The 20,532-nt window shown below is 61.3% G+C and carries 20 protein-coding genes and 1 pseudogene; 9 read left to right on the forward strand and 12 right to left on the reverse strand.

The window, feature by feature from the left end:
- Positions 1–160 precede the first annotated feature (160 nt).
- Positions 161–907, forward strand: coding sequence for a spermidine synthase (locus tag AC1DXM_RS26340; RefSeq protein WP_477237643.1), 747 nt, complete (start codon positions 161–163; stop codon positions 905–907).
- A gap of 148 nt (positions 908–1,055) precedes the next feature.
- Here AC1DXM_RS26340 and AC1DXM_RS26345 read toward each other — a convergent pair.
- Positions 1,056–1,187: pseudogene (locus AC1DXM_RS26345) on the reverse strand (transposase domain-containing protein); the annotation flags it as partial.
- On the opposite strand from AC1DXM_RS26345, the gene AC1DXM_RS26350 reads away from it, so the two are divergent.
- The 5 genes from AC1DXM_RS26350 to AC1DXM_RS26370 all read left to right on the forward strand — a co-directional run bounded on the left by AC1DXM_RS26350 (position 1,180) and on the right by AC1DXM_RS26370 (position 8,487).
- Positions 1,180–1,476 (forward strand): hypothetical protein, encoded by a 297-nt coding sequence (locus AC1DXM_RS26350; RefSeq protein WP_477237645.1) that lies wholly within the window; start codon positions 1,180–1,182, stop codon positions 1,474–1,476. The pseudogene AC1DXM_RS26345 and the gene AC1DXM_RS26350 sit on opposite strands and share 8 nt — an antisense overlap.
- Before the next feature lie 785 nt (positions 1,477–2,261).
- A complete protein-coding gene (locus AC1DXM_RS26355) occupies positions 2,262–3,089 on the forward strand; it encodes a universal stress protein (protein ID WP_477237689.1) in 828 nt (275 codons plus the stop codon).
- Between the two features lie 11 nt (positions 3,090–3,100).
- Entirely contained in the window at positions 3,101–4,702 is a 1,602-nt protein-coding gene (locus AC1DXM_RS26360; RefSeq protein ID WP_477237647.1) for an MBL fold metallo-hydrolase, read from the forward strand.
- Positions 4,703–4,824: 122 nt separating this feature from the next.
- Complete coding sequence (locus AC1DXM_RS26365; protein ID WP_477237649.1) at positions 4,825–7,245, forward strand: phosphoketolase family protein; 2,421 nt, start codon at positions 4,825–4,827, stop codon at positions 7,243–7,245.
- A gap of 51 nt (positions 7,246–7,296) precedes the next feature.
- Positions 7,297–8,487 (forward strand): acetate/propionate family kinase, encoded by a 1,191-nt coding sequence (locus AC1DXM_RS26370; RefSeq protein WP_477237651.1) that lies wholly within the window; start codon positions 7,297–7,299, stop codon positions 8,485–8,487.
- 104 nt (positions 8,488–8,591) lie between these two features.
- Here AC1DXM_RS26370 and AC1DXM_RS26375 read toward each other — a convergent pair whose 3' ends face one another.
- Positions 8,592–9,107 (reverse strand): N-acetyltransferase family protein, encoded by a 516-nt coding sequence (locus AC1DXM_RS26375; protein ID WP_477237691.1) that lies wholly within the window; start codon positions 9,105–9,107, stop codon positions 8,592–8,594.
- A gap of 71 nt (positions 9,108–9,178) precedes the next feature.
- Positions 9,179–9,826, reverse strand: coding sequence for a helix-turn-helix domain-containing protein (locus AC1DXM_RS26380; RefSeq protein ID WP_477237653.1), 648 nt, complete (start codon positions 9,824–9,826; stop codon positions 9,179–9,181).
- Between the two features lie 546 nt (positions 9,827–10,372).
- Here AC1DXM_RS26380 and AC1DXM_RS26385 point away from each other — a divergent pair.
- Entirely contained in the window at positions 10,373–11,116 is a 744-nt protein-coding gene (locus AC1DXM_RS26385) for a metallophosphoesterase family protein (protein WP_477237655.1), read from the forward strand.
- A gap of 20 nt (positions 11,117–11,136) precedes the next feature.
- Positions 11,137–12,546, forward strand: a complete 1,410-nt coding sequence (locus AC1DXM_RS26390; RefSeq protein ID WP_477237657.1) for a protein kinase domain-containing protein — start codon at positions 11,137–11,139, stop codon at positions 12,544–12,546.
- A 30-nt stretch (positions 12,547–12,576) separates the two neighbouring features.
- Here the strand turns inward: AC1DXM_RS26390 and AC1DXM_RS26395 are convergent, their stop codons facing one another.
- The 5 genes from AC1DXM_RS26395 to AC1DXM_RS26415 all read right to left on the reverse strand — a co-directional run bounded on the left by AC1DXM_RS26395 (position 12,577) and on the right by AC1DXM_RS26415 (position 17,268).
- Positions 12,577–13,167, reverse strand: coding sequence for an NAD(P)H-dependent oxidoreductase (locus tag AC1DXM_RS26395; protein WP_477237659.1), 591 nt, complete (start codon positions 13,165–13,167; stop codon positions 12,577–12,579).
- Between the two features lie 32 nt (positions 13,168–13,199).
- The gene (locus tag AC1DXM_RS26400) at positions 13,200–13,586 is read right to left on the reverse strand and encodes a hypothetical protein (RefSeq protein WP_477237661.1); all 387 of its coding nucleotides are present in this window, start codon (positions 13,584–13,586) and stop codon (positions 13,200–13,202) included.
- An 84-nt stretch (positions 13,587–13,670) separates the two neighbouring features.
- Positions 13,671–14,924, reverse strand: coding sequence for an MgtC/SapB family protein (locus AC1DXM_RS26405; protein WP_477237663.1), 1,254 nt, complete (start codon positions 14,922–14,924; stop codon positions 13,671–13,673).
- Positions 14,925–14,936: 12 nt separating this feature from the next.
- Positions 14,937–15,386, reverse strand: coding sequence for a thioredoxin TrxC (gene trxC / locus AC1DXM_RS26410; RefSeq protein WP_477237665.1), 450 nt, complete (start codon positions 15,384–15,386; stop codon positions 14,937–14,939).
- Between the two features lie 28 nt (positions 15,387–15,414).
- Positions 15,415–17,268 (reverse strand): heavy metal translocating P-type ATPase, encoded by a 1,854-nt coding sequence (locus AC1DXM_RS26415; protein ID WP_477237667.1) that lies wholly within the window; start codon positions 17,266–17,268, stop codon positions 15,415–15,417.
- A gap of 298 nt (positions 17,269–17,566) precedes the next feature.
- Here AC1DXM_RS26415 and AC1DXM_RS26420 point away from each other — a divergent pair, with 298 nt between their 5' ends.
- Positions 17,567–18,403: a universal stress protein gene (locus AC1DXM_RS26420; RefSeq protein WP_477237669.1), complete on the forward strand. Its 837-nt coding sequence runs from the start codon at positions 17,567–17,569 to the stop codon at positions 18,401–18,403.
- 77 nt (positions 18,404–18,480) lie between these two features.
- Here AC1DXM_RS26420 and AC1DXM_RS26425 read toward each other — a convergent pair whose 3' ends face one another.
- From AC1DXM_RS26425 to AC1DXM_RS26440, 4 genes are all read right to left on the reverse strand, one after another.
- Positions 18,481–18,927 carry a pyridoxamine 5'-phosphate oxidase family protein gene (locus AC1DXM_RS26425; protein ID WP_477237671.1) on the reverse strand — a complete coding sequence of 149 codons (447 nt, stop codon included), beginning with the start codon at positions 18,925–18,927 and terminating at the stop codon, positions 18,481–18,483.
- 55 nt (positions 18,928–18,982) lie between these two features.
- Positions 18,983–19,672 carry a phosphoribosyltransferase gene (locus AC1DXM_RS26430; protein WP_477237673.1) on the reverse strand — a complete coding sequence of 230 codons (690 nt, stop codon included), beginning with the start codon at positions 19,670–19,672 and terminating at the stop codon, positions 18,983–18,985.
- A 3-nt stretch (positions 19,673–19,675) separates the two neighbouring features.
- Positions 19,676–20,140 (reverse strand): DUF2267 domain-containing protein, encoded by a 465-nt coding sequence (locus AC1DXM_RS26435; protein WP_477237675.1) that lies wholly within the window; start codon positions 20,138–20,140, stop codon positions 19,676–19,678.
- A gap of 95 nt (positions 20,141–20,235) precedes the next feature.
- The coding region (locus tag AC1DXM_RS26440) for an aminotransferase class I/II-fold pyridoxal phosphate-dependent enzyme (protein ID WP_477237677.1) at positions 20,236–20,532 on the reverse strand (297 nt) is incomplete at its 5' end.

Below are 20,532 nucleotides of genomic sequence, written 5' to 3' on the forward strand. Positions count from 1 at the left end.
TCATCTTTTGATGTCAGCCGTTCATGGCCGGCTATCCCAGGCTGATGGCGCAAACCGGAGCGCACCTTGAAGGACCTCAGCCCTCAAAAGTCGTCCTCAAGATCAAGCCCATGCTTGGTGGAACTTCAGGATTTGGAACCCTGGCTACGATGGGTAAATCATGATCCGGATAGCAAAATATCACAGTGATTTCGGCAATATCGAAGTTCTTCGCGCGAAGGACACCGGCTCGTTCATCTACCGTCAAGGTGGCTGCTTCCAAAGCGAGTGCGACCCAGATGGCGTAAGTGTGGTGCCTTACATACACGCGATCTTTGGCCTTCTCGCGCAAATGCAAGCATCGGATGTGTTGATGATCGGTTGCGGCGGCGGCAGCCTGGGCACCATGTTGGACAGAGCCGGCGTGCGCGTGACGATAGTTGACATCAATCCAAGCGCCTTCCGGATCGCTCACAAGTATTTCGGGCTTCCTCGCGAGGTCGATTGTCATGTTGCTGACGGGCGCAATTTCCTGCGTACCGACCGGCATCGCTACGACGCAATTGTCCTCGATGCATATTCCGGAAGACGCATTCCAGACCACCTATGCGCCGAGACATTTTTCGGCCTTGTTCAGACACGCCTGAAAAATGCTTCCGGCTGTTTGTTCGCCAATGTTCATGCGGGTCATGACCTTGACCTGATGCCCGATCGCGTCGCAGCAAAATTGAACAATGTCTGGGCTGACGTAAGGCTGCTCGATGTTCGCGGCATGTCGGATCGCAACGCGATTGTCATGGCCGGCAAGGTGCGTAATCTCGTACAACCAGCCTTGCACATGCCGCCGTCGGTCGGAGCGGATGAGATCGCGCGAGGCCTAAGTCTACTGGCGTTCAGGCCTTGGCATTTACGCCGCCGAAAAGCATGACGGCTGGGGGTCATCTGGCGCGACAACCAGAAGGCTTCCCACACTCCTCGAACTGCCAGTTCAGGCTTCGCTGCTAGTGCTGAGCGATCTTCGTTGCCAGACTAGACACGACCACACGACCGTAAGCGTCCGGTTGCTGCACGTGGCGTCAGCTCTTGACAGGATTTCCCGCTTTCCATGCCCATGGGAGGAGTTCGTCGAGGCGGTTGACCGGGTGCCGGTCGACTATGCGCTCGAGAACGTTGGCGATGTATGCGTAAGGATCGACACCGTTGAGCCGCTTCGCAAATGGAGCGGCGGGCTCTTTTAACGGGTGCGGGGCAACGATGTATCTTCCGCAATTTTTGGTCGGCATGTTCGCGACGTCGTTCATCGTGGCGATCTGGGCTGACATGGAAACGGGTGCCGTCTGGACGGCGCTTGGATGGGCCATCCTTGCCTTGGTCATATTGCAACTTGGGTATGTCGGTCTGGTCGTCAGCTTGATCTATGAACGGGCATCGAAAGGCGCCGAGGCAAGCCCGGCATCGGCAGCAGCGAATGATCTAAACCCTACAGGTCCAGTTTAGCGGCCCGACGGTCCGTTGGGGTGTGTTCGACTGACCGCCGGGCCTGACCGGCTTGGGGCTTTTGGGAGCAAGCCGGCTAAAGCCGACCATAATATTAGAAACTCTGCAACAAAACCTTGCGGGGACATTTCCCGCCAATGGCTCTTGGCGGAGGAGCGGCCATCAGGAGGCGACCCCTTCAATGGAGTTCGCCATGCCCCAAAAGACCCTCGCTGACACCTTAGCCGCCCGCGAAACCATGTATGTCAATTGCGGGCATCCGATGTGCTGCAAATCGACAAAGCTCGATATCCAGGCGCTAATCGACAGGCTCGGGCCTGACCACGGGTCGATGCATCAGGATCTGGTCGGGGTCTTCGGCGCTTTCGTCCGTCCTGCTCATAGAGGACACGCTCGACAGTTCCGGTCTGACCATTCCCGCCGAAATCCAGATTGGTGACTGTGGCGTTCAGCGCGTAGCGAACGCCGCGCTCATGTTCTGCGGCAGGCTGAAGACGCCCGAGCCCACCATCGAACCGATGAGAAGGGCGGTGAGCGCGCCAAGTGCAAATAGGCTGGTCATAACAGGCCCGAACAAGGGGCTGTCGTTGCCACGTTCGGGTTTGGCGGCAGAGCTATCCGGATCACAACGGCTGGTGAAGGGCTGCTCCTGCCCAAGCGCTTGGCCACTCCTCAGGCTCGAGACGCATTGCGATGAATCAAAGCTCGTCTCGTCCACTGTGACTACAAGATGTTGCAGGATGGCAGCTGGCCGTTCGACAATGGAGACGATCCTAGTGAAGCTGATGGCATCTCTATCCTTGGGGACCTATCCAGACGCCAACTCCTTGAAAGTCGCGGCAAACGTGGTTGCCGCCGTCAAGCAAATCGACGCAGCGCTTCATGCCGTCGCCATTAATGTCGACATTCCCGACGTTTCGAACCCGCTCTCAACCTATTTGCTCGATCTCCCCTACAAGATAGCGGAGGTTGAGGCGACAAGCCGCAAGCATGGCAAAGCTCTACTTGAGGCAATTATCCAGGAAGCCGCACGTGGCGGTGTGACCCTCAGCACGCAGGAATTGACAGCACCACCGGCCTTGATGGGTGATGTTGCCGCGAAGCATTCCCGCTATTTCGATATCAGCCTAGTCGGCTGGGCGGCGTCCAACCAGACGGCGCGAATGTTAGCCGAGGCGATCCTGTTCGGCTCGGGCCGACCGACCCTGCTTCTTCCCGACTCCACGGACGTTGGGGTGCTTGGACATGTTGTTATCGCCTGGGACGGCAGCCGAGTGGCCGCAAGGGCTGTTGCCGACGCGCGGGCTTTTCTCGAACGTGCCTCGACGATCACCGTTGTGACCGTGACCGACGAAAAGCCGCTTCCGGGGCAGGGCATCGGCGAACGCCTTGCACTGGGCTTGAGGACGCGTGGTCTGGTGGCCAAGGCTGTCTCCATCCAGGCAGGGGACAGTTCAATCGCAACAGCGCTTCAGGAGCATGCTCTGAAGGTCGGCGGCAACCTGCTTGTCATGGGCGGATACGGCCACTCCCGCGTCAGGGACTTCGTGCTTGGCGGCGCCACCGAAGGCATTCTCGCGGATCTGCGCCTGCCTGTCCTCCTGTCGCATTAGGTCGTGGCGAGATGAGAGGTGGCACGGATCCTATCCTGCGTTTCCACGGCGCAGCCCACGGCGTCACCGGCTCATGTTATGAGATCGAGACGTTGCATTCGCGCATCCTTGTCGACTGCGGCCTGTTCCAGGGGTCGAAGTCCGAACGGGAATTGAACTACGGGGCGTTCCCGTTTCCACCGGATGCGATTGACGCTGTCATCCTGACGCACGCGCATATCGATCACAGCGGCCTTTTGCCGAAACTGGTCAAACAGGGCTTTTCTGGTCCCATCCATACGACCCGCGCCTCCATTGATCTTTGCTCGGTCATGCTGCCGGATTCGGCGCATATCCAGGAAATGGAGGTCGAGCACCTGAACCGTCGCAATGCGCAGCGCGGCCGTGCGCCGGTTGAACCGATCTACACCTTGCAGGATGCGGCCGCGTGCATGACTTTGTTCCGGGCTTTGGAATATGGCGAATGGACCACCGTCGCCGATGGCCTTCGCGCCCGCTTCTGGAACGCGGGCCACCTGCTTGGTTCGGCATCGGTGGAGCTCGAGATCGACCGACATGATGGGCCGCTGCGTATCATGTTTTCGGGCGACATCGGCCCAGGCCACAAGCTGCTTCAGACCGATCCCGAGGGCCCCTCCGACGTTGATTATCTGATCTGCGAGTCGACCTATGGCGACCGTGACCGGCCGGACGTCTCGCCCGAACAGCGGCGATCCCAGCTCGGTGAGATCGTGCGTGGCGCCGCCGGGGCCGGCGGCCCCCTCATCATTCCGTCCTTCGCCGTCGAGAGAACGCAAGAACTGCTGGTCGACCTGTATTTGCTCATGAAAGCGGGGGAGGTGCCGTCAGCCCCGGTCTTCGTCGACTCGCCGCTGGCAACACGCGCCAGTGCGATTTTCGAGCGGCATGCCAGTGAGATCGAACAGGGTGACGTGCTGCGTCAGGCCCTCAACTCGAAGGAACTGCGCTTCACCGAGACGGTGGAACAGAGCAAGGCGATCAACCGCCTGAGCGGCTTCTTCGTGGTGATCGCCGCCAGCGGCATGTGCGACGCGGGGCGTATCCGCCATCATCTCAAGGCCAATCTCTGGCGCCGGAACGCGACGGTGATGATGGCCGGATACCAGGCCCAAGGGTCGCTCGGGAGGGTCCTGCTGGACGGCGCTCGGCGGGTACGCATCCAGGGTGAGGAAGTCGAGGTCAAGGCACGTATCAGCCTGTTCGAGCTCTATTCCGGCCACGCCGACGCTAGCGAACTGGTCGCCTGGCTCAAGGCCCGAACTCCGGTGAAGCAGCAGGTGTTCCTGACGCATGGAGAGGAGGCTGGGCTCGGCGGCCTGCGTGGAAGGCTTGCAGGACTGATACCCGACGACAAGATCATCATCCCGAGGCTGGACGATGCTTTCCAATTGACCCGCGGTCGCAGTTTGCCGGTCGAGGTCAACGAGCCCCGCCGTTTGAAGCCGGAAAAGATTGCCCGCCTCGACTGGCACAATGACCTTTCAAAGCTTCTCCTGGACGTCAACGAGGCGGTCAGCGCCGCAGCTGACGAACGGAGTCGCGCAGCGGTGATCAGGCGCATGCGCAGGGCACTCGAGGACAAGGACGCATAGAGACTGCGAAGCGATGAACTGAAAGCGCAAGAGCGCGTTGGTGTCCATTCGCAGCAGATCGACGAACACAAGCCCATATCGCAATCCGGCGACAGGGCGCCAACAGGCGATGGGAGCCAGACATGACAGAGCATACGACAATACCAACTTCCAGTGGCCGGCTGTCCGATCGCGAGCTGCATGACATCGACGCCTATTGGCGCGCTGCCAACTATCTGACGATCGGCCAGATCTACCTGCTCGACAATCCGTTGCTGCGCGAACCGTTGCGGCTGGAGCACGTCAAGCCGCGCCTGCTCGGCCATTGGGGAACGTCTCCGGGGCTGAGCTTCATCTATGCGCATCTCAATCGCGCGATCCGGCTCAGGGACGCAAATGTGATCTATGTTTGCGGCCCCGGCCATGGCGGTCCGGCAATGGTGGCCAATACCTATCTCGAGGGCACCTACAGTGAGTTCAATCCGGATATATCGATGGATGAGCAAGGAATGCGCAAGCTGTTCCGGCAGTTCTCATTCCCCGGCGGCATCCCGAGCCATGCCGCGCCCGATGTGCCCGGCTCCATCCATGAAGGCGGCGAGTTGGGTTACTCGCTTTCGCACGCCTATGGCGCCGCCTTCGACAATCCCGACCTTGTCGTTGCCTGTGTTGTCGGTGACGGCGAGGCGGAAACAGGGCCACTGGCTGCCGCGTGGCATTCCAACAAATTCCTCAACCCGGCGCGCGACGGGGCGGTGCTGCCGATCCTGCACCTGAACGGCTACAAGATCGCCAATCCAACCATTCTGGCCCGCATTCCCGAAGACGAATTGCGCGCGCTGTTTGCCGGCTACGGCTATGAGCCATTGTTCGTGGAAGGCTACGAGCCAACCCTGATGCATGAGCGGATGGCGAGCGTGCTCGACGATGCGCTTGATCGGATCCATTCTATCCAGCATGCGGCACGCAACGGATCTGCGGTGACCGCGTCGCGACCAAAATGGCCGATGATCGTGCTGCGCAGCCCCAAGGGTTGGACCGGCCCGAAAGAGGTTGACGGTTTGAAGACCGAGGGCTTCTGGCGCTCGCATCAGGTTCCCCTGTCAGGCCTTGCGGAGAACCCCGAGCATCTCAAGCTGCTCGAGGAGTGGCTGAGAAGCTACCGGCCCGAAGAGCTGTTCGACGCCACCGGCGCTCCGGTCTCTTCGATCCGCGCCACAGCACCCCAGGCAACGAAACGGATGAGCGCCAACCCGCATGCCAATGGCGGCCTGCTGCGCAGATCTCTCGACCTTCCCGGGTTGCATGAACATGCCATTGCGGTCGAGCACCCCGGCGCTATCAAGGCCGAGTCGACGCGGGTCATGGGCAGCTTCCTGCGTGATGTCATGCAGTTGAACGAGACCGCGAACAACTTCCGCATCGTCGGCCCTGACGAGACTGCCTCGAACCGCCTTCAGGACGTGTTCGAAGTGACGGAGCGTGGCTGGATGGAAAAGATCCTGCCCGAAGACGTTCATCTCGGGCGCGACGGCAGAGTTCTCGAAATCCTTTCCGAGCACACCTGCCAGGGCTGGCTGGAAGGCTACTTGCTCACCGGGCGCCACGGCCTGTTTTCCTGCTACGAAGCGTTCATCCACATCGTCGATTCCATGTTCAACCAGCATGCGAAATGGTTGGATGCCTGCCGCGACATCCCATGGCGGCGGCCGATCGCATCGCTGAATTATCTGTTGTCGAGTCATGTCTGGCATCAGGAACACAACGGCTTCAGCCATCAGGACCCCGGCTTCATCGATGTCGCTCTCAACAAGAAGGCCGATATTGTCCGCGTCTACCTGCCACCGGACGCCAACACATTGCTCTGCGTAACCGATCATGTGCTGCAGACCTGGAACCGCATCAACATCATCGTCGCCGGCAAGCCACCATCGTGGCAGTGGCTGTCGATGGACAAGGCAATCGTCCACTGCCGGGCAGGGATCGGCATCTGGGACTGGGCGTCGACGGACGATGGGGCTGAGCCCGACGTCGTGATGGCCTGCGCCGGCGACGTCCCGACCCTCGAAACGCTGGCCGCCGTGCAAATCCTCAGGCAGCAAGTTCCTGATCTCCGGATCAGGTTGGTCAACGTCGTTGACCTGATGACTCTTCAGCCGAAGGAATACCATCCGCACGGGCTGTCGGATCGCGAGTTCGATGCGCTGTTCACCACCGACAAGCCGGTCATCTTTGCCTATCACGGCTATCCCTGGACGATCCATCGCCTGACCTATCGGCGCACCAACCATGACAACATCCATGTGCGCGGCTACAACGAGGAGGGCACGACCACGACGCCCTTCGACATGACTGTGCTGAACGGCCTCGACCGCTTTCATATCGTCCAAAGCGTCCTCGACTGGGTTCCGCGCCTCAAGAGCGTCCGGTTCGCGTTAAAGCAGGCAATGGACAGCAAGCTGCTAGAACATCGGGCCTATATTCGCGCCCATGGGCAGGATATGCCGGAGATCCTTGACTGGAAGTGGGGCCAGGATGATGCGGCGCCCAAGCGTCCAGGTTGAGCGGATGCCCGCCGGCAAACGCCTGGGGACGGCAACATATCGGATGGCTTCATGACCGGTGCGATCCTTGTCCTGAACGGCGGTTCTTCGAGCCTGAAGTTCGCCGTCTTCGAGGGACGTGAGCAACTACCGCTGCTGCTGCGCGGCAGTGTCTCCTCTCTAGGCCATCGACCGCGGCTGCGCGTCGAGGCTGCAGCTGGCAGGTCAGAGATCGACAGGAACCTAGCCGACGCACCGATCGATATGAACAAGGCGTTCGCGGCGGCGGCCTCCGTGCTCGCCGATAGGGGATTCCTGCGTCGCATCGACAGGGTCGGCCACAGGATCGTTCATGGCGGGCGTGACTACACCGAAGCGACACTGCTCGACGAACACACGCTCGAAGCATTGCGCCTGCTCGAGCCGATGGCGCCCATCCACCAACGGATCAATCTCGAGATTGTCGAGCTGGCCTCTGAGCTCCTGCCGCAGGCCCTCCAGATCGGGTGCTTCGACACGGCGTTTCATTCAACCCGGCCGGAGCTTGCCAAAATCTACGGGCTGCCGCGAACGATGACCGAGGCGGGCATCGTTTCCTATGGCTTCCACGGCCTGTCATACAGCCATATCGCTGCGAAGCTGCGTGACCGCTACGGCGCGCGCGCCGGCGGCCGCACGATCGTCGCCCATCTCGGCAGCGGTGCCAGCCTGTGCGCGATGGACGCCGGACGAAGCATCGCCACGACGATGGGGTTTTCCACCCTGGACGGCCTGGTGATGAGCACGCGTTGCGGCGCGCTCGATCCGGGAGTCATCCTTCACTTGCTGCAGGAGCGGCGGCTGTCTGCGGACGAACTGGTCACGCTACTCTACGAGCAATCGGGTCTGCTCGGTGTATCTCAAATATCGGGTGACATGCGAACTCTGATTGCCTCAGACGATCCTGCCGCCGCCGAGGCTGTCGACCTCTTCGTCTACCGCATCGGACGTGAGATAGGATCGCTGGCCGCTGCCATGGGGGGGCTGGACACACTGGTGTTCACCGCCGGCATTGGCGAAAATGCGCCGTTGGTCCGGGAGAGGATTTGCGTTGCCGCTACCTGGCTTGGAGTCGGTCTCGACGAGGAGCGAAACCGAGAAGGTCAGAAGATGGTCAGCGCTGCGACTTCCCGCGTCGATGTCCTTGTCATTCCAGCGGATGAAGAAAGCGCTGTGGCCGCGGAGATGCTCGTCTTTCGATCTGCCCGGGAGCCGCTGCGGTAGTTACAGCAGCTCGCCGTTTCCGTGGAAACGCCGAGCGGCTCTAACGCTTTGTTTCAACGCAATTCCGAATGGAAAACCGTTTTTACACTTTTCCTGGAATTGCTCTAGGCGGCCGATCGCGCTCCCAGCTTCCGCCGAACCAGCACAAGTGTTGCATCGTCGGGATCGGTAGTGACGGTAAAACCCATGTCGCGCTCGACCTCGATCGCAGCACGGTTTTCACGGCTCTCGATCGACTCGATCGCTTTGAGGCCGAGTTCTTCGGCATATTTCGCAACATAGGCGAGCAGCTCCCAGCCAACGCCCAGATGCTTGCGATCCTGGCGAATGCATATCGCAACCTCGCCGTTTCGATCGGCTCGATCGCTTGCCAGCGTCGCAACCGCGATGAGCGTCCCGTCGGTCGAGAATGCTAGAAAATTATGGATATGGGCGTCATCTGAACGCGTCATGGCCACCAGCCGTTCATGAGAGACTTCCTTCACAGCGCTGAGAAAGCGGAAGCGCAGGTCTTCCGGAGTCACATGGGTGAAGAATTCGGCCAGCGTTGGCTCATCTTCAGGGCGCGCGCGGCGCACTTCGAAGCGAAAGCCGGTATGGGTGGTAAATGCGTTGTCCATCGTCGTGTGCTCCTTGAGCTGAGGCCGGTTCTGCGACGTCATGGTCGTCTCGGTTTCCCAGGTAGGCGCCGTCATTCGCCCATCGCCTGCAATACGTCCTGCTTGACGATTTCGATGCTCCGCAGGTTGAGCAGGCGGATGACACCCTTATCCTTCAGCCGGGTGAAGACCCGCGACACGGTCTCGATGGTGAGGCCGAGATAGTCACCGATGTCCATACGCGACATTGGCAACTCAACCTGCCGCAATCCGCCCTGCCGCTCAGCTACGTCGACAAGGAAGGCAGCGACGCGTTCGATCGCGTTCTGGCGACCGAGGACAAGGAGGTGTTCCTGCGCGCGGGTCAGGCCCTTGAGCGCCAATGGCAGCAACTCACGGGACATGTCAGCTCCGGCAGCAAGGCGGAAGGTGCGGACCCCGGTGGCGTTGATCGCTTCGGCGAAGAAATGGTGCGTCGTGCCGGCTTCGAACCCGAAGGTCTCTCCGGCGAGGTGGAAGGCGCTGATCTGCCTGCGGCCGTCTGCGAGCAGGCGATAGATGCGCACGGCACCGAATTCGACCTGGTACAGGGCGCCGGCCTTCTCGCCTTGAGCATAAATCTCCGAACCGGCGGGAAAGAAGCTGATGGGCTGTTGCGTTTCCGAGCCAAAGGCCGCTGGCAGGCTTGGCTGAGCAGAATGCGACGGCAATGAAATTCTGGAGGCGGTGTAGGCGTGCATGGCTGTTTTCCCGGTTGATCCGTGACACAGCAATCGCGCGAATCCGTGGGTCGCGAAATTCGGTTTTGTCCCTACGGGAAACTACCTAGTCGCGCGGATTGTTGATCCACATCAAATGGCGAGGCGCGCCGGTCGCTTAAGTCCTCCTTCGTTTTGGGCGGTAGCAATAGGGAGTCGTTTCGAAATCTTGCATCGGAACGGTGGGCAGCGATGTATCTTCCGCAATTCCTGGTCGGAATGTTTGTCACCTCGACCATCGTCGCGGTGTGGACCTACACGGTAACGGGCTCGGTCTGGACAGCATTGGGCTGGGCGACTATCGACTTGGTCGTTCTGCAGGTTGGATACGTCGTCTTTGTCATACGCCTGGTTTCCAAAAGCGCGACCGCAGACGCTGAAGCAGACTCGGCGTCACTCAGCCATGTTGCGCCACCCCAAAGAGACGGCACGTTGCTTTAGCCGCCCCAAATGATCGCGACGCAGCCGTATCAAATCACTCGCGGCACGCACCTTGCCATTCTTTGCCAAACTCTGGGACAAGGTTGAATGCGCATTGCAATCCTGTCTGACATCCATGCCAATCGCGAGGCATTTGACGCGGTCATGGAAGCTGTTCACGAACGCGGCAGTCCAGACGAGTTGGTATTGCTGGGAGATCTGGTCGGCTACGGTCCCGATCCCATCTATGTGATCGAGAAGGCCGCCCATCTGATGGCTGACGGCGCGCTTTGCATCATGGGCAACCACGACGAGGCAGTGGCGCTGAATCTAGGCAATATGACTGAGAACGCGCGGTTCGCCGTCCAGTGGACTCGCGAACGCATCGCTCCGGCACATCTTGAATTCCTGACGCGATTGCCGCTTTCGCTGCAATCCGAAGACCGCCTTTATGTGCACGCAAGTGCGGAGCGACCGGGGAAGTGGCCCTATATACGCGACCTGGATGCAGCGGAACGCTGCCTCTCGGCAAGCGACGCCCGCTTCGTTTTCTGCGGCCACACCCACATTCCCGCCATCTACTACGCGCTGCCCGGTCGCCGACCGATGCATTTTCAGCCGCATGACAATGTGGCTGCACCCCTGTTGGAGATAAGGCGGCACCTGGTGATCGCCGGCGCGATCGGCCAACCGCGCGACGGCAACCCGGCGGCGTGCTTTGTTCTTGTCGACACGCAGCGGCAAGAGGTCACGATGGTTCGTGTTCCCTATGATCACGAAGAAACAGCCCGCAAGATCCACGCCGCCGGCCTGCCTGGATGGCTTGGCATGCGGCTGAAGATTGGCCGCTAGGCTTCAAGGAGACCTATTTGATGCGACGGTTTGAGGCAGGCGCGGTCATCGATGGTTTCGAGCTGGTCGAAAAGCTTCCCTCCGGCGGCATGGCTTCGCTTTGGCGGGCGACCAACCCGCGGTACGATTTTTCGCTTGTTTTGAAGATCCCCTTTCTCGACCCGGGCGCGGATGTTTCCGTCATCCTTGGATTCGAGGTGGAGGAGCTGATCCTGAAACGCCTGTCGGGACCACATGTGCCGCGTTTCGCTGCATCCGGCAGCCTGGCGCAGGTTCCCTACATAGCCATGGAGTTCGTGGTCGGAAGGGGCCTTTCAGATATCGTCGGCAGCGCGCCTCTGCCTGGGGACGAGGTGGCAAGGATCGGCATCGAGATAGCGACGGCACTCGCTGCCTTGCACCGGCAGAAAGTCGTTCATCTCGATCTCAAGCCAGAGAATGTCATTCTCGCCAAGCGCGGTGCGGTGCTCCTCGACTTCGGGCTCGCCCGACATGCAGAGCTTCCCGATCTTCTCGGCGCGGAAAGCTCAGTGCCAATGGGCACCGCCGCCTATATCTCACCCGAACAGGTGCTCGGGGAGCGATCCGATCCAGCAAGTGACCTGTTCGCGCTGGGTTGCATCCTCTATCAACTGGCCACGGGTGAGGAGCCGTTCGGGCGGCCGGCGACTTTGGCGGGAATGAAGCGCAGGCTCTATCATGCGCCTAGATTGCCGCGGAGTATCAACGACGCCATTCCGCGGTGGCTGGAAGCCATCATTCTGAAATGCATGGAAGTGGACAGGTCTCAACGATACGTCGAGGCGGCACACATCCTGTCCGATCTGAGGAGCCCTGACCAGGTGGTCGTTGCCAAGCGCAAGCCCCGGAACGAGGGTGTGTGGGGTGCGATCACCAGCCTGTTTCGCAAGACGGATGACAGGTCGCTCGTTGGCAGGCCGAGTTCGACAAGGACACAGGCCGGACCGTCGATTGTTCTTGCCGCAGTCGACCTGGCCAATGGCGGCGATGCGCTGGCGGGCGAGGTTCGCAACGAAACCGCCCGCGTGCTGGCCTCGCGTGAGGATTCGTGGCTGGCCTGCGTGACGGTCCTGAAGACCGAAATCATCGGCGAGACGCCGGCGACCGACGAGACAGGGCGCTCGGTCTATTTGAAGCGGCTCGTAGCTCTCAAGGATTGGGCCCATCCACTGCATATGCCGGAGGATCGCATCAGCTATCATGTGCTTGAAGCTGTCAGCCCTGCCGATGCGATCCTCACCTACGCCGAGCACAATGACGTCGGGCATATCGTGGTTGGAGCGCGGGCGTCCTCGGCAATCCGCCGTCACCTCGGCAGCGTTTCGACCAAGGTCGTGGCACAGGCCCTTTGCTCGGTTTCTGTGGTCCGTTTGAAGGCAGTCGAGGAACAAGGACGGCGGCAGCTTTGATGCGCTTCGAACGGTATCAAAATCGCTGCGCTAAAGCGCTCGCTCGCCGAGATTGCGCATCTGGCTGACCCATTTCGCACGGGTCGCATCGCTGGCGCCAGCGACCATGCCGAACAAAGTCTCGCGTACCGGAGTGATCCCGACAAAATGCAGAATGCTTCGCTTCATGCCGGCGATGCCGTGTCCGAGGAACCATAACCGGTAGACTACGGAAGGCATGCCCATCGTCACCACGACGCGCGCAGAGCGGCCGCGAAGCAGCGTCTTGGTGAAGCCGCCGCCGGTGTCGGGGTAGGCGAAGGCCGTCCCTGGCCGCATCACCTGTTCCAGAAATGCCTTGAGCAGAGCCGGCATGGTTCCGAGCCACAGCGGGAAGACAAAGACGATGTGCTCCGCCCAGACGATCGCTTCGGCTGCATCCTTCAGTTCGACGGGCAGCGCGCCATGTTCGAACTCCTGCATCGTCCGCAGCAGCGGAAAATCAAGTGCTGCCAGATCGACCCGGCGGACGGCGTGCCCCGCCTTTTCCGCACCCTCGCCATAGGCCTTAGCAAGACCGCGGCACAGCCGGTCAGGGGACGGGTCGGGATGGCCGACCACGATGAGGATGCGTCGCGACATGGTCTACTCCCAGGGAGCCTGGCATTGCAGCGTCAAGGACGCTCGACCCTTGCCACCTGATAAGTGTGCATGGCGCCGTTGCGCTCGATCGACACGTACTCACCGGTCACGAACCGTTCGTCGCCGAGATGGAAGCCGATTTCGTCATCGCGGTCGCCTTCGGCGTAGTCGAAATACCACTGTCCGCCGGGCTTGCGCCTCAGCCGGCCGATCAGGTCTTCCTCGCCGGTACGAAAGCGGCGAACACGGCAAGAGGCCCTGTGCGATTTCCACTCTTCCGCATCGATCTTTCCTTCGCCGGTCAATGGAGCCAGCACGTCATAGCCTTCTTCACGGTCGCCTTCCGGGTGGCTCTTTTCACGCGCAAGCAGCAGCCGGACATGGCGGAATTTCGGGGTGAGGTCCTTCAAAGTGGTCATGGCGAACTCCTTTCACGGAGTTTCATAGAGCGGTGGCGGGACCTGGCCCTTGATCCGCATCAAGAAGGCTTGAGAACACCACTTCTATCCAGGACCAAGCAACAGGAGGGCGCAGATGCCCATGGTCGCGGCGATCAGGGTTGCGACAGCCAGTGGCAGCCAGAACCTGACCGGACCGGCAAATACAGCAAGCGACAGGCGACCGATGGCGTTTGCTGCCAGCGCCGCGAGCACGGCCTGGCCCACGGTCTCGACGGACACGGAATGCTTGACCAGGCGCAGTGCGCCTAGCACGGAGACATCGACATCGAATGAGCCGGCGAGCGCCGAAGTCGCCAGCAGACCGCGCCCACCGAATTGAGCGGCCAGCCCGGCACTTGCGGTCGCGACGATCGCAAAGAGCAAGGCGAAGAGCAGCAACGGGCCCAGTTCGAATGGGTTGCGCGTGATCGCGCTGCCTTCACCGTTCCCGCTGTCACGAGTCAGCAGCAATGCGCCGCAGACGGCGAAGGCAAGCGCTGCGGCAATCGCCGGAATGGCGACCGATGCGAGCACGCTTGGCTCGACGATCAGAACCACGGCGCAGACGCGGAGCACCGAAACCATTGCAGCCAAGGATGCCGCCCCGGCGAGCGGCAGCGGATTGCTTGCCGACGCGGCATTGCGGGCAAGCGCCAAGGTCACCGCTGTGGAAGAGACGATTGCACCGGTGATCGAACTGACCAGCAGACCACGCGTATTGCCCAGAATGCGAACAGCCACGTAGCCGGCGAACGAAATCGAGGCCATCAGCACCGTCAGGAACCAGACCTCCCACGGATTGAAACCGCCCCAGGGGTCCATCGTCCGGTTTGGCAGCAGGGGCAGAACGATCGCCGTCATCACGGCCAGGATCAGCGCTGACCGCAGTTCGATCCAGGTCAGTCGCTTCAAAAGACCGTGCAGGACCTCGCGACTGGCCAGGATTGCCGCCAATGCCGCTCCACCGGCAGCAGCAGCCCGGTAGTCGCCGGCGACGGAAAGCGCACCAAGGGCGAAAACGCCAAGGCCAGCGATCACGCCCGTGACACTGAAATCCTCGTCATGGGCGGCCTCGCGCGCCTTGTACCAGGCGAAGATCGCCGCAAAGGCGATGAAGCCGCCGACCAGCACGGATACCGCGCCGAGCGCGTTGGCGAGTGCGGCGAGCACGCCGCCGAGCAAGCCGGATATGCCGAATGTCCGGATGCCGGCCGTGCGACTGCGATCCGGCGCGTCCCGCTCTTGCCAGCCGCGCTCCAAGCCGACGAGCAGGCCTATTGCGAGGGCCAGTCCCAGCCGAGCGATGAGCGGATCCATTGGCGGCGGCTCTCAGGCGGCGACCGCTGGCAGGTGGTCGCGAATCCACCTGACGATCTGGCCTGCCGTCATTGCGCCGGATGTGCGCGCAATCTCGCGCCCGCCATGAAAGAGGATCATGGTCGGGATGCTGCGAATGCCGAGTCTGGCCGCAACAGCCTGCTCATTGTCGGAATTGAGTTTGATCAGGCGAACATGCGGCTCCAGTTCAATTGCTGCCGCTTCATAGGCCGGAGCCATCATCTTGCAGGGGCCGCACCAGGGTGCCCAGACGTCGACGACAACGGGAAGACTGCTGCGCGCGATCTGACAATCAAACACCCGGGTGTCGACGTCTCCTGGATGCCCCGAAAACAGCCTGGTTCCGCACTTTCCACATTTCGCCTCCGTGGCATTGCGACCCGGCGGCAGGCGGTTGACGCCACCGCATTTGCTGCAAACCACCAGATGCTGCTCTGCCATGGCCTATCACCCATTTTGCTCTCGACCACTATGCGCGCCACAGATGGCCATCGCCAAGGGTCCGCAAAGCGTTCAGGATAACCGCCACGTCAATCCCTTCCTGAAGCAGCGCTCCGGCAACCGGGGTGATCTGCCCCATGGCCGCTGCAATCATTGCCAGTCCCGACAGCGCCAGCCCGGCAATGATGCTTTGCAAGGCGATCGACCGCGTTCGCCGTGCAATCCGGACAGCATCGGCGATGGGCCGCAGCCTGTCGGTCAGCACGATGACATCCGCCGCCTCGGAGGAGGCGGTCGCACCACGTGCGCCCATGGCGACACCGACCGTTGCCGCCGCCAGGGCAGGGGCATCGTTGATGCCGTCGCCGATCATCATCGTCGGCGCCAGGGCTTTCTCGGCTTCGACCGTCGCGACTTTTTCAGCAGGGGCCGCATCGGCGACGATGGCGTCAAGGTCGAGCAAGGTGGAGATGCGCTTGGCTGCCACTCTGTCGTCGCCCGTGAGCATGACCATGCGTGCAATGCCGGCTGAGCGCAGCTTGCCGAGTGTGTCGCGCGCATCGACACGCACGGCGTCCCCGAACGTAAAAATACCTGCAAGCTCTCCCGCGAGTGCGATAAAAACCCTGAGCACCGGCTCGTCCCGGTATCTTTCTTCGCCGCCTTTCGCCCAGCCGGGCAGCGACTTGTCGGCGAGCACGAGAGCGCGCGATCCCGCCGCGATCACCATGTTGTCGACCCGGCCCTTCAGGCCCGCGCCGCGATGCTCGCAGACATCACGCGGATGCGAAAGCATCAGCTGTCTGCCGCGCGCCGCCCGGATGATCGAGTCGGCGAGCACATGGTGCGAGGCCTGTTCCAGGGAAGCCAAGAGCCGCAGCAAATGGTTCGCGTCACGGCCGGGTGCGGCTTCGATTTCGATGAGCTCGGCGCCGCCGATGGTCAAGGTCCCCGTCTTGTCGAAGATCGCGGTTCGGACTTGCGCAAGGGCCTCCAGAGCCGTGCTGCCTTTCATCAGGATGCCGGCGCGCGCGGCGCGGGACACACCGCCGATGAAGGCAACCGGTGCCGCGAGGATGAGCGGGCAAGGTGTAGCGACCACCAGCACGGCCAGTGCCCGGATTGGATCGCCGGAGATGTACCAGGCGGCACCGGAAACCAGCAAAGTTGCTGGCAGCAAGAACAGGGCGAAGCGGTCGGCCATGCGGATGAACGGGGATTTCGCGGTCTGCGCTGCGGCGACCATGCGTACGATCGCGGCATAGGTGCTCTGCCCCGCCAAGGCAGAAGCCCGCATGCTGAAGGGCTCGCCCGCATTGATCGTGCCGCTGCGCAGCATGTCGCCCGCTGTCCGACGTTCCGGCAGGGGTTCTCCACTCACTGCCGATTCGTCGAGAGAGGCCGAAGGATCGAGCAGGGTGCCGTCGACAGGAAGCAGTTCGCCGGCACGCACCAACAGCTCATCGCCGACGGCTACGTCCTCGACGGAGATGGTCTCTGTCCCCCGGGTTGACGTCCGATGGGCGACACGCGGCGACCGGTCGGTCAATGCCTTCAGGTTCCGTTCCGCGCGGCCGCGGGCGAAATCCTCTAGCACAGTACCGCCGGCATACATGATCGCGACCACCACTGCTGCAAGGGGTTGTCCGAGCAAAAGTGCAGCGGACATCGAGACCAGCGCAATTGCATCGACGCCGAAGCGGCCAATCCAGAAATCGCGCAGAATGGAGAGGGCGAGAGCTGCCACCACCGGCAAGGTCGCCAGCGTCCAGATCGTGTCGGCCTCAAGGGGGCCGAGCCCGGTTCGCCACACTCCGATCCCAAAGGCGAGACCCAGGATGGCAACGACCAGCAATGCGCGTCGCAGGGTGGACTCGTTCATGCGATGCCTTCCGATCTGATCGATGCTCGCCAAATTTCGCCAGCGCCGACCGGCGCGTCGAACTCGGGCAACAGCTAATCGCGAGAACCGCAGAACGCTTTGATCCAACGCAACGAACGGGCAGGATCGACGGGCGATCATCGCCGCGAACAGGAGGCACGACGGCTCCTTGGCCGCGTGGTCTTCGACAACATCGGCCGCACGCAAGGTGTTTGATTCAGCGCAATGAACGCGCCTGCCTCTCTCGCCTACACTTCAGCAACGATTGAAGATTCACTCGCAATGAGGAGTTGTTGCCGTGGCTTTCAGGACACTGCTTACGGTTACCGGGCCGAACCAGGGCGAGGGCGATCTGAAGCTGGCCGCCTCGCTGTGCGAACAGATCGGTGCCCATCTCTCCGTGCTCGTTCTCGAGTTGGCCGCGCCGCCCTCAGGCGGCGAATATGCTGCCGTCGTCTCACCAGCCTGGCTGGAGGAGCGACAGGCCGAGCTGAAAAGGCTCGAGAAACGAATTTCTGACGTCACCGGCTTTCTTTCCCAGAGCGCCGTGTCCGCCGATCTGAGCGACGATTATCCCGACATGGGATGGGCGGACGACGTTATCGGAAGGCGTGCCCGCTACGCCGATCTGACCATTCTGGGACCGGATTTGCTGGCAAGCCATACGCTGAAGGACAAAGTCATCGAAGGCACGCTGTTCTCATCGGGAAAGCCCATTCTGCTCGTTCCCCAGGGCTCGCGGCCGACGCTGAAGCCGAAACGCATCCTCGTTGCATGGGACGGCCACCTTGAGTCATCGCGGGCCGTACGCGAGTCGCTCGATATGCTGAAAGGCGCCGAAGATGTGCGCCTTGTCATCGTCGATCCCATTGAAAATGAGTTCCATCATGGCGAGGAGCCAGGTGCGGATGCCGCGGCCTATCTCGCCCGGCACGGTGTGAGGGTTACGGTCGAGCGGCTGCCGAGTTCGAACCATTCGGTCGCGAACGTGCTCCGTCAGCATGCCGGTGACGTCGCGGCCGAACTTTTGGTCATGGGCGCCTATGGTCATTCCCGGTTGCGTGAGCGGATCTTCGGTGGGGTGACCAAGTCGATGCTTGAGGGCCAGTCGCTGCCGGTCTTGATGGCGCGATAACAATTCAACGAAAGGAGAAAAGGGCCGGTGCAGATTTCGCCGGCCTTTTCCATTTCTCGCGAGATCCGATGGGACGACTACTCGCTCGCTTCCCGTCCGGACATCTGCTCGATCAGGATCCGAAAGAAAACGTGCGGTTCATTGTCGGCTGTGAAAGGAACGATCGGCTTGAGCGCGCCAGGTTCCCACCAGTCGGCGTGTTTGCTCAGCACTGACCAGGCATGATCCCGCTGCAGCTTGTGGCCGACCCGGTCAGGCAGTTCTTCGTATCGCCCGTCGACAACGACGCTTCTCCATCCTCTGCCCTGGCCATGTTCGTCAACCTGGACGGACACCAGCGGATTGGCTCGCATCCACTCGACCTTTTTGCCCGGCATGGAAAACGCGTAAAGGTGAGCGTCCGAATGGGTGTAGTAGAAGGGCACGACATAAGGTTGCCGGTCCTTCGCGCACGCCGGGTGACCAACGCGATTGGCTATCAGGATTTTCGTGCATTCCAAGGCTGAAAGCGTGCGGATCAGCATGACATCATCTCCTATTGCTCTCGGTTGGTCCGTGGCATTGATTTCGTGGCGGCATTCAGGCCGGGGCCGGCTGCGTGTTGCAATCGCGGACCTGCCGGCCCAATCGCGACAGGACGGCCTCGCCCATCGCAGCGACGACCTCGCTGTCCATAAGCTGAGGAAACCACAAATAGTGGTAGCTCAGAGCACGGAAATGTCCTGGCTGACTAAGGCAAATCACGCGATCCGCTTCCCGTGCCAGTTCAACGACCGTCTCTTGCGGTGAAACGAGAATTGCCACGACGATTTCCCTCGGTGACCGGCGCTTGAGGGCGCGGATCGCGATTTTCATGGTCGTACCGGTTGCGGCCCCGTCATCGACGATGATCGCGGTTTTTCCCGCAATCGAGATCGGTCTACTCTTACCTCGATACGCAGCCCGCCGGCGTTCGAGTTCAGGACGCTCTTTGGCAATCAAGACACGTAACGCGTCGTCGTCGAGGCCATAGGTCTCGACAATCTCACGGTCCAACACCACCTCCCCAGGATCGCCATCGACGATCGCGGCAACGGCCAACTCCGGATTGCCCGGAGCGCCCACCTTGCGGACGATAAGAAGATCAAGAGGTGCGCCGAGGGCCTTGGCCACCTCCACCGCGACGGGCACCCCGCCACGAGGCAATGCCAGCACGATGGGCTGATGCAGTTGCAACCTGCTCAGTTCCACGCCAAGCTTCACGCCAGCGTCTTTCCGGTCGCGGAACATCGGTCAATCCACCGGCCACAGTTTTCGCAGCGACTTCTTCATCGAGTTTCTGACCTGTACGACCTCGCCATGCGAAATGTGACGGTCGAGAAGCTTGAACACGGCGTTGATCGCGACATCGAAATCGACGTCGTCATCATAGCCGAAGCAACTTCTGACACTGAGAACGAAATCGCGTTTCTCGCGGTCGCTACTAGGCCCCGACGGGTTCCAGCCTTCGAAGTACATGCCGCGAACCAGAACAGGCAATTGCGCTGAAAGATCGGCCATTTCCGATTCCGGCAGCCAGTCTCGGATCGTGTGCAAAACGCACCTCAGAAGTCGGCACGCGCTCGGTTCGCTCCAGCAGAGGTCCGCGGCGAGTTCCCTGACCCATTGCTGCGCCTGTTGAGCAGCGTGCGTAAAGTCAGCAAAGGACGTGTGTGAACTATGACCCATGGCGATGCTCCTCGAAGATTTGATTTCCATTCCTAAGGCGTCGAAAAGCTTCGAGCCTTGAGCCGGATCAAATTGCTCATAGGCAAAAGGGGCTGAAGACTGTTTGAGCTGAACGGGCGGCGGCTTCAGCCGCCTGACTTCGGCACCAGCAGCGGAACAATCCGGTCGCTCTCGGCGACAGCGGGCCGTCCGGCGGAGCCGTAGGGAATGCCGAGCGCATCCCAGGTCTCGACCAGCGCGTCCTGCAGTCCTGCAATCAGCGCATCGGAATGGAATGGCGTCGGTGTGATGCGCAGCCGCTCGGTGCCGCGCGGAACGGTCGGATAGTTGATCGGCTGGATGTAGATACCGTGCACGCCAAGCAGGCGGTCGCTGGCCATTTTGCAGAGTTCGGGGTCACCGACCAACACCGGCACGATATG

Source organism: Mesorhizobium sp. P3_A2 (assembly GCF_056403115.1).

What these genes read in the sequence shown, in the direction of transcription:
- AC1DXM_RS26340 (WP_477237643.1), top strand. Translation starts at nt 161, where the DNA reads ATGATCCGGATAGCAAAATATCACAGTGATTTCGGCAATATCGAAGTT.
- AC1DXM_RS26355 (WP_477237689.1), top strand. Translation starts at nt 2,262, where the DNA reads ATGGCATCTCTATCCTTGGGGACCTATCCAGACGCCAACTCCTTGAAA.
- AC1DXM_RS26360 (WP_477237647.1), top strand. Translation starts at nt 3,101, where the DNA reads ATGAGAGGTGGCACGGATCCTATCCTGCGTTTCCACGGCGCAGCCCAC.
- AC1DXM_RS26365 (WP_477237649.1), top strand. Translation starts at nt 4,825, where the DNA reads ATGACAGAGCATACGACAATACCAACTTCCAGTGGCCGGCTGTCCGAT.
- AC1DXM_RS26370 (WP_477237651.1), top strand. Translation starts at nt 7,297, where the DNA reads ATGACCGGTGCGATCCTTGTCCTGAACGGCGGTTCTTCGAGCCTGAAG.
- AC1DXM_RS26375 (WP_477237691.1), bottom strand. Translation starts at nt 9,107, where the DNA reads ATGGACAACGCATTTACCACCCATACCGGCTTTCGCTTCGAAGTGCGC.
- AC1DXM_RS26380 (WP_477237653.1), bottom strand. Translation starts at nt 9,826, where the DNA reads ATGCACGCCTACACCGCCTCCAGAATTTCATTGCCGTCGCATTCTGCT.
- AC1DXM_RS26385 (WP_477237655.1), top strand. Translation starts at nt 10,373, where the DNA reads ATGCGCATTGCAATCCTGTCTGACATCCATGCCAATCGCGAGGCATTT.
- AC1DXM_RS26390 (WP_477237657.1), top strand. Translation starts at nt 11,137, where the DNA reads ATGCGACGGTTTGAGGCAGGCGCGGTCATCGATGGTTTCGAGCTGGTC.
- AC1DXM_RS26395 (WP_477237659.1), bottom strand. Translation starts at nt 13,167, where the DNA reads ATGTCGCGACGCATCCTCATCGTGGTCGGCCATCCCGACCCGTCCCCT.
- AC1DXM_RS26400 (WP_477237661.1), bottom strand. Translation starts at nt 13,586, where the DNA reads ATGACCACTTTGAAGGACCTCACCCCGAAATTCCGCCATGTCCGGCTG.
- AC1DXM_RS26405 (WP_477237663.1), bottom strand. Translation starts at nt 14,924, where the DNA reads ATGGATCCGCTCATCGCTCGGCTGGGACTGGCCCTCGCAATAGGCCTG.
- trxC (WP_477237665.1), bottom strand. Translation starts at nt 15,386, where the DNA reads ATGGCAGAGCAGCATCTGGTGGTTTGCAGCAAATGCGGTGGCGTCAAC.
- AC1DXM_RS26415 (WP_477237667.1), bottom strand. Translation starts at nt 17,268, where the DNA reads ATGAACGAGTCCACCCTGCGACGCGCATTGCTGGTCGTTGCCATCCTG.
- AC1DXM_RS26425 (WP_477237671.1), bottom strand. Translation starts at nt 18,927, where the DNA reads ATGCTGATCCGCACGCTTTCAGCCTTGGAATGCACGAAAATCCTGATA.
- AC1DXM_RS26430 (WP_477237673.1), bottom strand. Translation starts at nt 19,672, where the DNA reads ATGTTCCGCGACCGGAAAGACGCTGGCGTGAAGCTTGGCGTGGAACTG.
- AC1DXM_RS26435 (WP_477237675.1), bottom strand. Translation starts at nt 20,140, where the DNA reads ATGGAAATCAAATCTTCGAGGAGCATCGCCATGGGTCATAGTTCACAC.